8 protein-coding genes are annotated in these 7,385 nt (G+C 63.0%); 1 reads left to right on the top strand and 7 read right to left on the bottom strand.

Annotated features, from left to right (window positions below):
• Positions 1-19: 19 nt before the first annotated feature.
• Genes OCV80_RS09515 through OCV80_RS09505 form a run of 3 tightly spaced genes read right to left on the bottom strand, consistent with a single transcriptional unit; the run spans position 20 to position 1,866 of the window.
• Positions 20-985 carry a tRNA dihydrouridine synthase gene (locus OCV80_RS09515; protein ID WP_136890767.1) on the bottom strand — a complete coding sequence of 322 codons (966 nt, stop codon included), beginning with the start codon at positions 983-985 and terminating at the stop codon, positions 20-22.
• Complete coding sequence (locus OCV80_RS09510) at positions 982-1,332, bottom strand: arsenate reductase family protein (protein WP_021750916.1); 351 nt, start codon at positions 1,330-1,332, stop codon at positions 982-984. Before OCV80_RS09510 ends, OCV80_RS09515 begins: the two co-directional genes overlap by 4 nt.
• A 30-nt stretch (positions 1,333-1,362) precedes the next feature.
• The gene (locus tag OCV80_RS09505; protein ID WP_025544457.1) at positions 1,363-1,866 is read right to left on the bottom strand and encodes a GreA/GreB family elongation factor; all 504 of its coding nucleotides are present in this window, start codon (positions 1,864-1,866) and stop codon (positions 1,363-1,365) included.
• A 223-nt stretch (positions 1,867-2,089) separates the two neighbouring features.
• On the opposite strand from OCV80_RS09505, the gene OCV80_RS09500 reads away from it, so the two are divergent.
• On the top strand, positions 2,090-2,323 hold the full coding sequence (locus OCV80_RS09500) for a hypothetical protein (protein ID WP_021750919.1): 234 nt from the start codon (positions 2,090-2,092) through the stop codon (positions 2,321-2,323).
• A gap of 46 nt (positions 2,324-2,369) precedes the next feature.
• Here OCV80_RS09500 and OCV80_RS09495 read toward each other — a convergent pair whose 3' ends face one another.
• The 4 genes from OCV80_RS09495 to OCV80_RS09480 form a co-directional block, all read right to left on the bottom strand.
• Positions 2,370-3,224 carry a DNA/RNA non-specific endonuclease gene (locus OCV80_RS09495; protein ID WP_021750920.1) on the bottom strand — a complete coding sequence of 285 codons (855 nt, stop codon included), beginning with the start codon at positions 3,222-3,224 and terminating at the stop codon, positions 2,370-2,372.
• The gene (locus OCV80_RS09490; protein ID WP_119311312.1) at positions 3,221-3,628 is read right to left on the bottom strand and encodes a ribonuclease Z; all 408 of its coding nucleotides are present in this window, start codon (positions 3,626-3,628) and stop codon (positions 3,221-3,223) included. The genes OCV80_RS09495 and OCV80_RS09490 overlap by 4 nt, the downstream gene beginning before the upstream one ends.
• 147 nt (positions 3,629-3,775) lie before the next feature.
• The gene (locus OCV80_RS09485; protein ID WP_119311313.1) at positions 3,776-5,482 is read right to left on the bottom strand and encodes a [FeFe] hydrogenase, group A; all 1,707 of its coding nucleotides are present in this window, start codon (positions 5,480-5,482) and stop codon (positions 3,776-3,778) included.
• 13 nt (positions 5,483-5,495) lie between these two features.
• The gene (locus tag OCV80_RS09480; RefSeq protein ID WP_119311925.1) at positions 5,496-7,379 is read right to left on the bottom strand and encodes a (2Fe-2S) ferredoxin domain-containing protein; all 1,884 of its coding nucleotides are present in this window, start codon (positions 7,377-7,379) and stop codon (positions 5,496-5,498) included.
• Between the last annotated feature and the right edge of the window lie 6 nt (positions 7,380-7,385).

The raw sequence follows: 7,385 nt of genomic DNA, 5'->3' as shown, positions 1-7,385 counted from the left end.
CTTTTGGGGGACGCTGTCCTCACCCGAAGGCCCCTGCCGCGTGGTCCCGCAGAGGCAGCTCCTGGAAAATGGATGCCTCCACCGCCTCGTACTCCCCCGGCGTCCGAAGGCGGCGCATTTTCTTGTCATGGCGTTCGCCGCCCTCGAACAGGTGGATCAGGAAGAACCAGACCTCCTTCATCCGCTGGGCCGCCGGGCCCACCTGGCCATAGAAGTCCTGGTAGGACTGATACAGCGTCCGGGTGAAGGTCTGGAGCTCCTGCCGGGTGGTGGGGACGCCGCCCCGGAGCTTCCGCAGCAGGGCCGGGTCCGCGATGGCCCCTCGGCCGATCATCACCGCGTCGATGGCAGGAAAGTCCACCGCAAAGACTGTGCAGTCCTCCACGGTCACCAGATCCCCGTTGTAGCACAGGGGATTCCGGCTGCGCTCCGCCGCCCAGGCGAACCAGTCCCGGTGCACGGTCCCCTTGTAGAACTGCTTCTGCACCCGGGGGTGGATGGTGAGGCAGGCGATGGGATAACGGTTGTAAATGTCCAGCAGCCGCTCGAACTCCTCCGGCTCCTTCACCCCCAGCCGGGTCTTGATGGACACCGGCAGCTTCACGGCGGCGAATACCTCGTCAAAGAACCGCTCCAGCTCCTCCGGCTTTGCCAGAAAGCCCGCACCCTTGCCCTTGGCGGTGACGGTGCCAGAGGGACAGCCCAGGTTCAGATTCACCTCCGTATAGCCCATGTCTGCCACGATCTCCGCCGCCCACAGAAAGTCCGGTGCCCGGCAGGTCATCACCTGGGGCACCACAGGAAGCCCTGCGTTGGCCGCCGGGTCCAGCTCCCGTTGATCCCGCTTGGTCAGGATATGCTGATCCGTAGGGGAGAAAAACGGGATGAAATACCGGTCCGCCCCGCCGAACATCCGGTGGTACACCTGCCGGAACACCACCTTGGTGATACCATCCAGCGGGGCGAAGTCGTACCGCTGGATCATCCCAGTGCCGTCTCCCACTCCGCCTGGCGGAAGCCGGTGCGGACGAAGTCCTCCCCCACCAGAATGGGCCGCTTTACCAGCATCCCGTCGGTGGCCAGCAGGGCCAGCTGCTCCTCCTCGCTCATCTCCGGCAGCTTGTCCTTCAGGCCCAGAGCCTTGTACTGGAGGCCGCTGGTGTTGAAGAACTTCTTCAGGGGCATTCCGCTCTTCTCCCACCAGCCCCGCAGCTCCTCCGCCGTAGGATTTTCCAGCTTAATATCCCGGGCCTCGTAAGAGACGCCCCGCTCGTCCAGAAAGGCTTTCGCCTTCTGGCAGGTGGTGCACTTGGGGTACCACAAAAACAACATGATGCTCTCTCCTTCTTTTGATCTGTCTGCTCAGTAGCTGCTGATCTCCAGGCTCTCGTCGTCCCGGCCCTTCTCGATGGCCCGGATCTCCACCCAGTATTTCACCTCCGGACTCACCTCCACCTGGATCCGGTCTCCCACCTGACGGCCCAGCAGAGCCTTTCCCACAGGGGACTCCTTGCTGATGAGGCCCTTTAAGGCATCCTGCCGCAAGGTGGTGACGATCTGCAGCGTCATCTCCTGCTTCGCCAGCTCGTTGTAGATCGTGACCTTGTCGAACAATCCCGCTCGGTCACCCTGGTCCTTCACCTCGATGACCTTGGCAGTGCGGATCATCCGCTCCAGGTAGCGGATGCGGCTGTCGTTGCGGTTCTTGGCCTGCTTGGCGCACTTGTACTCGTAGTTCTCGCTGAGGTCGCCGAAGGCCCGGGCCGTCTGCACCTCCTCGATCAGCTGAGGACGCAGGACCCGGGTCCGGTAGTTGATCTCCTCCTGCATCTTTTTGATGTCCACTTCCGTCAGTTCGTCGTACATGACACAGCTCCTTTTCAGGCTGGGGTCGCGGTCCGGGTCCGTTTGCTTTGCAGGTCTCTCACAGGTGTGGGGAACCCGGCGCAGGTGAAATGCGAAATCGCCGCTCTGCGGCTATTCTACCACGTCCGGCAGGAAAGCACAACCCCGGCGGCTCCCTGCCCCGGCACCCTTTCCTCCGCCGGGAATAGAATGAAGTGTATCACGAGTCGAGGAGGCAATTGAAATGGAAAGCACTTCCAGCGCAGTCACCATGTGCGCCACCGTCCTGCGGGTCTGCCCCTGCGAACTGTGCGTCTGCGACCACGAGAACTGCCAGCAGGTCCTGGTCCATACAGACAACGCCTGCTGCTTCCGGGTGGGCCAGCAGGTCTGCATCGAGTTCAGCGGCGCCATGACCCGGAGCTGTCCGCCCCAGATCACCGCCGACTGTGTCCGGCCGGTGAACTGCTGCTGTTGAACATTTGAAAAAGCCGCCCGGGGGCGAATCCCCGGGCGGCTTCGGCTTATGGGTTGCATTGGCCGCAGGGCGTATAGCCCTGGGCGATCAGATCCTCCCGGCTGCCGGTATACTCCTGCCGGTTGGCGGTGCTCATGCCGGACACGCTGGAACAGTCCGGGTCGTGAAATTTGTGGCTGTTGGTATTGAGGATGTACGTGGTCTCGCCGCTTTGCGGCTCCGCTCCCTCCTGCCAGCTCTCGCCGGTGGCGTAGTCGATGGTGATGCCGGGCTGGACGTTGTACACATAGACATTGAAGCAGACGCCTTCCCCCTCGTCCTCCACAGACCAAGCCTCCATCTGGACACCGCTGGCTACCAGGTTCTGACCCTCGAACACCGGGGTCACCCGGTAGAGGACGTGGTTGTCCGTCTCCTTTACATAGTCCGCCACCAGATTTTCAAAGGGCAGCATCCCGTCCACATTCATATAGCGGGTGCCGGTGATGAGATTTTCCTCGTTGGCGTTCTCTCCGGTGAGCTGAAAGCCGATCAGGTGACAGCGGTTGTACAGGTACTCCCCGTCGTACTCCCGGTTGATCCAGCCGGAGGGTGTGACGGAACTGATGCTCTCCCGGTCCTCTGTGGGCATCAGATCCTGTCCCACGTTGGCATAGGCTACGCCGCAACGGCCCAGAGTGTCCAACTCACTGTACGTCTCAAAGGACACAGAGGTCATGTCCTCCTCCGGAAAATCCGGCTGGTTGCCATCGACGGCCACGTAGGGCTCCCCGGACCAGGCGGGAATATCCTCCAGAGAAAAGGAGGTGACGGTGCCCTCCGCCGGGGGCATCATGCAGCCGGAGAGGAGCAGGCACAAGGACAGCAGCGCCGCCGTCAGGGAAATGCGGGTTCGATTCATGGGATATAGACTTCCTTTGTAATGATCTCGTGGGAGAAGCCGGGGAACTCCTCCCGCCGGGCCAGAGTCCAGCCCTCCAGGGACAGGTCCCAGTAAAGGTCCGCCGGATAGGCCCGGTCCCAGCGGTACAGCACCACCCGCTCCACACGCCCGGCAAAGGGCGCCACAGAGCGGTCCTCCACAAAGCAGGGCTCCCCTGGCCCCGCCTTTTCCAAAAACGACTCGTCCACACAAAGGCGGCTCTGCTCCTCCGCCGGGAACTGGCGAGCCGTGGCCCCACTCACCCAGAGGCAGGCCTCCCCGACCTCTGCCAGCAGGTCCGCCCGCACCGCCCGGTCCCGGCTCTGCCGGCGGCAGTTGAAGGCCATGCCGTTCCGGCCGTCCACACAGGCCATCAGGATCATGCTGCATCCTCCCTTCGCGCTCTTTCTCTACGATACCCAAATTCCGCTCGAAACGCAAGGAAAATTTTTCGGCTTCCGCCGGGGGAAGCCGCCGTACCGGGCGGAAGCCCCTCCCGCCTGGGAGGGGCTTCCCTTTGGAAGATATCCTTACGCCTTGTCCGGACGCTTGTACTCCACATGGAGCAGCTGATGGGTGCGGCCCTTCATCGCTCCCTCCAGGAGCTTTGTAACGATGGGGTTCCGCTCAGACCGCTTGATGAGGGCGGTGCGGTCCGCCTCATAGAGGCCCTCTGCCCGCTGCTGCTTCACCGGGATCAGCCCGTAGGGCTGGCCAGCGCCGCCTACGCAGCCGGTCTTGCAGGTCATGACTTCCACCAGGTCGAAGTACTCCTGACCGCTCTCGATATCGTCCAGCAGCTTCTGTGCGTTCACCAGGCCGTGGACCACCGCGATCCGCAGCGCCCGGTCCCCCACCGGCAGCGTCACCGCCCGGATGGTCTCGCTGCCCCGGATGCCGGAGAACTGGATGGCCTGCAGGGTGTTCTTGGACTTGTCCTCCACTACCCGCCGGGCCACGGCCTCCGCCACGCCGCCGGTGGTGCCGAAGATGGTAGCCGCCCCGGTGCCCATGCCGAAGGGCAGGTCCGGGGACTCCCCCTCCAGCTCTGCGAAACGGATGCCGGACTCCTTGATCATCATGATGATCTCCTGCGTAGTCAGCACCAGATCCACATCCGGTTTTCCGTCATGCTGGAACTCCGGCCGCTTGGCCTCCATTTTCTTGGCGGTACAGGGCATGATGGCGATGTGGTAGGTGGTGCGGCCGTCCTCTTCGTCCTTCCTGGCGTACTGATCCTTCAGCACCGCCGCGAACATCTCCATGGGAGACTTGCAGGTGGAGATGTTCTTCAGGAAGTGGGGCCGCTCCTCCTCCACATACTTCACCCATGCCGGGCAGCAGCTGGTGAACATGGGGAAGGGGCCGCCTTTTTTCAGCCGCTCCAGGAACTCGTCCGCCTCCTCCATGACGGTCAGGTCTGCGCCAAAGGTGGTGTCGTACACCTCGTCGGCGCCCATCATCTTCAGGGCGGACACCAGCTTGTTGATGGCATTGACGCCGGGCTCCAGGCCGAAGGCCTCGCCCACCGCCACCCGGACCGCCGGGGCGATCTGGAACACCACCCGCTTCTTCGGGTCGTGGAGGGCCCGCCACCCCCGGCCGATCTCGTTAAAGATGGTGATGGCGCCGGTGGGGCAGGCGGCTGCGCACTGGCCGCAGCTGATGCAGTTGGTCTCTCCGAGCTTGCGGTCAAAGGCCGGGCACACCACCAGGTCGCTGCCCCGGTGGGCGAAGTTCAGGATACCCATGCCCTGCATCTCCTCGCACACCCGGATGCAGTCGCCGCAGAGGATGCACTTGTTGGGATCCCGGACGATGGCCGGAGAGGAGGTGTCGATCTCATAGTGGGGCCGGGTGTCCTTGAAGCGGACGTGCCGCACGCCGAAGCGCAGGGCCAGCTCCTGCAGGCGGCAGCTGCCATTCTTTTCGCAGGTGGTGCAGTCCCGGCAGTGAGAGGACAGCATCAGCTCCAGGATCATCCGCCGGTGCTTTAAGAGCCGGGCGGTATTGGTGCGGATCACCATGCCATCCCGGGGCTCCATGGAGCAGGAGGCGTCGATCTTGCCCCGCTCGTCCTCCACCACGCACATCCGGCAGGCGCCGTAAACAGACAGTTCCGAATAATAGCAGAAGGTGGGCATATCGATGCCGGCCTTCCGGATCACAGCCAGGACGTTTTTCTCCCCGTCGAAGGGCACCCGCTGGCCGTCAATGTACATAATTCCCTTTGCCATGGTACTCCCCTCCTCACTTACTGGCCGCGATGGCGCCGAAGGGACAATTGGTCACACAGGCGCCGCAGTTGATGCACTTCTCCGGATCGATGACGTGGACCTGCTTGGCCGCGCCGGTGATGGCCTCCATGGGGCAGTTCTTCCGGCACTTGCCGCAGCCCTTGCATTTCTCCGGGTCGATGGTGGGGTGGGGTTTTTCCTTGTTGCAGATGGGACAGTGGTGGTCCACTACATGGGCCAGATATTCATCCCGGAAATACTTCAGCGTGCTCTGGACGGGCTTGCAGGCGCTCTGCCCCAGGCCGCACAGGGCTGTCTTACTGATGGTGTCCGCCAGCTCCTCCAGCAGGTCCAGATCCTCCAGTGTGCCCTTGTTGTCGATGATCCGGTCCAGGATCTCCAGCATCCGCTTGGTGCCCTCCCGGCAGGGGACGCACTTGCCGCAGGACTCCTTCTGTGTAAACTCCATGAAGAACCGGGCCGTCTCCACCATGCAGGTGTCCTCGTCCATGACCACCAAGCCGCCGGAGCCGATCATGGCGCCGATGCTCTTCAGACTGTCGAAGTCCAGGGGCAGGTCCAGGTGCTCGCGGCTGGCGGTGGTGGCGCCGCCGGAGGGGCCGCCGATCTGAACGGCCTTGAACTTCTTGCCGCCCCGGATGCCGCCGCCGATGTCAAACACCACCTCCCGGATAGTGGTTCCCATGGGTACCTCAATGAGGCCGGTATTCACCACGTTGCCTGTCAGCGCGAAGGCCTTGGTGCCGGGGCTGGTCTTGGTGCCGATGGAGCGGTACCAGTCCACGCCCTTGCGGATGATGAGGGGCACGTTGGCAAAAGTCTCCACATTGTTCAGCACCGTGGGCTCGGCCCAGAGACCGTGCTCGATGGTCCGGGGCGGCTTGACCCGAGGCATGCCCCGGTTGCCCTCGATGGAAGCTGTCAGGGCACTGCCCTCGCCGCAGACGAAGGCGCCGGCGCCCATGTTTACATGGATCCGGAAGGAGAAGTCTGTGCCCATGACGTGATCGCCCAGAAGACCGTACTCCTCCGCCTTGGCGATGGCCGCTTTCAGCCGGCTCACGGCCAGCGGATACTCCGCCCGGACATAAATATACCCCTCGTCGCTGCCCACGGCGCGGCCGGCGATCATCATGCCCTCCAGCACGCTGTGGGGGTTACCCTCCATAATGGAGCGGTCCATGAACGCACCGGGATCGCCCTCGTCGCCGTTGCAGACGATGTATTTTTTCTCTGACTTCTGTTTCCGGGCACCGTCCCACTTCTGGCCCGCGGGGAAGCCTCCACCTCCGCGGCCCCGGAGGCCGGAGTCGATGATGGACCGGCAGATCTCCTCATCCGTCATCTCAAAGAGGGCCTTTTCAAAACCGGCGTAACCGCCCTTGGCGATGTACTCCTCAATGTCCTCGGCATCGCTGCTGCCGCAGTTCTCCAGCACCACCCGATGCTGCTTCTTGTAGAAGGGGATGTCCTCCTGCCGGGGGTAGGCTACGCCGTCCAGGTGATACACCAGCCGGTCGATGATCTCGCCGCCCAGCACGGTCTTCTCCAGAATCTCATGGCAGTCCTCCGGCTTCACATGGATGTACATGACGCCCATAGGCTCGATGTGGACCAGAGGCCCCATCTCGCAGAAGCCGTGGCAGCCGCTCATCTTTACATGGAGGCTCTTCTCCGCGTCCGTGTCGTGTTTGAGGCCCACGTAGACCGGCAGACCCCGTTTTTCACACTCCGTCTTCAAATTGTCATAGATCTTCATGGCGCCGCCGGCGATGCAGCCGGTGCCGGCGCAGATCAGGATAGAGGGCACCTGCTCGCTCTGCTTCAGGGCGTTGCGGGCGTTAGCCTGGAACACGTGGAAGCTGTCCCGCGTCATCTTTAC

This window comes from Oscillibacter acetigenes, assembly GCF_025567605.1.
In the GTDB taxonomy this organism is placed as follows: Bacteria; Bacillota; Clostridia; order Oscillospirales; family Oscillospiraceae; genus Oscillibacter; species Oscillibacter welbionis.
This window is presented reverse-complemented; position numbering and strand designations above follow the sequence as displayed.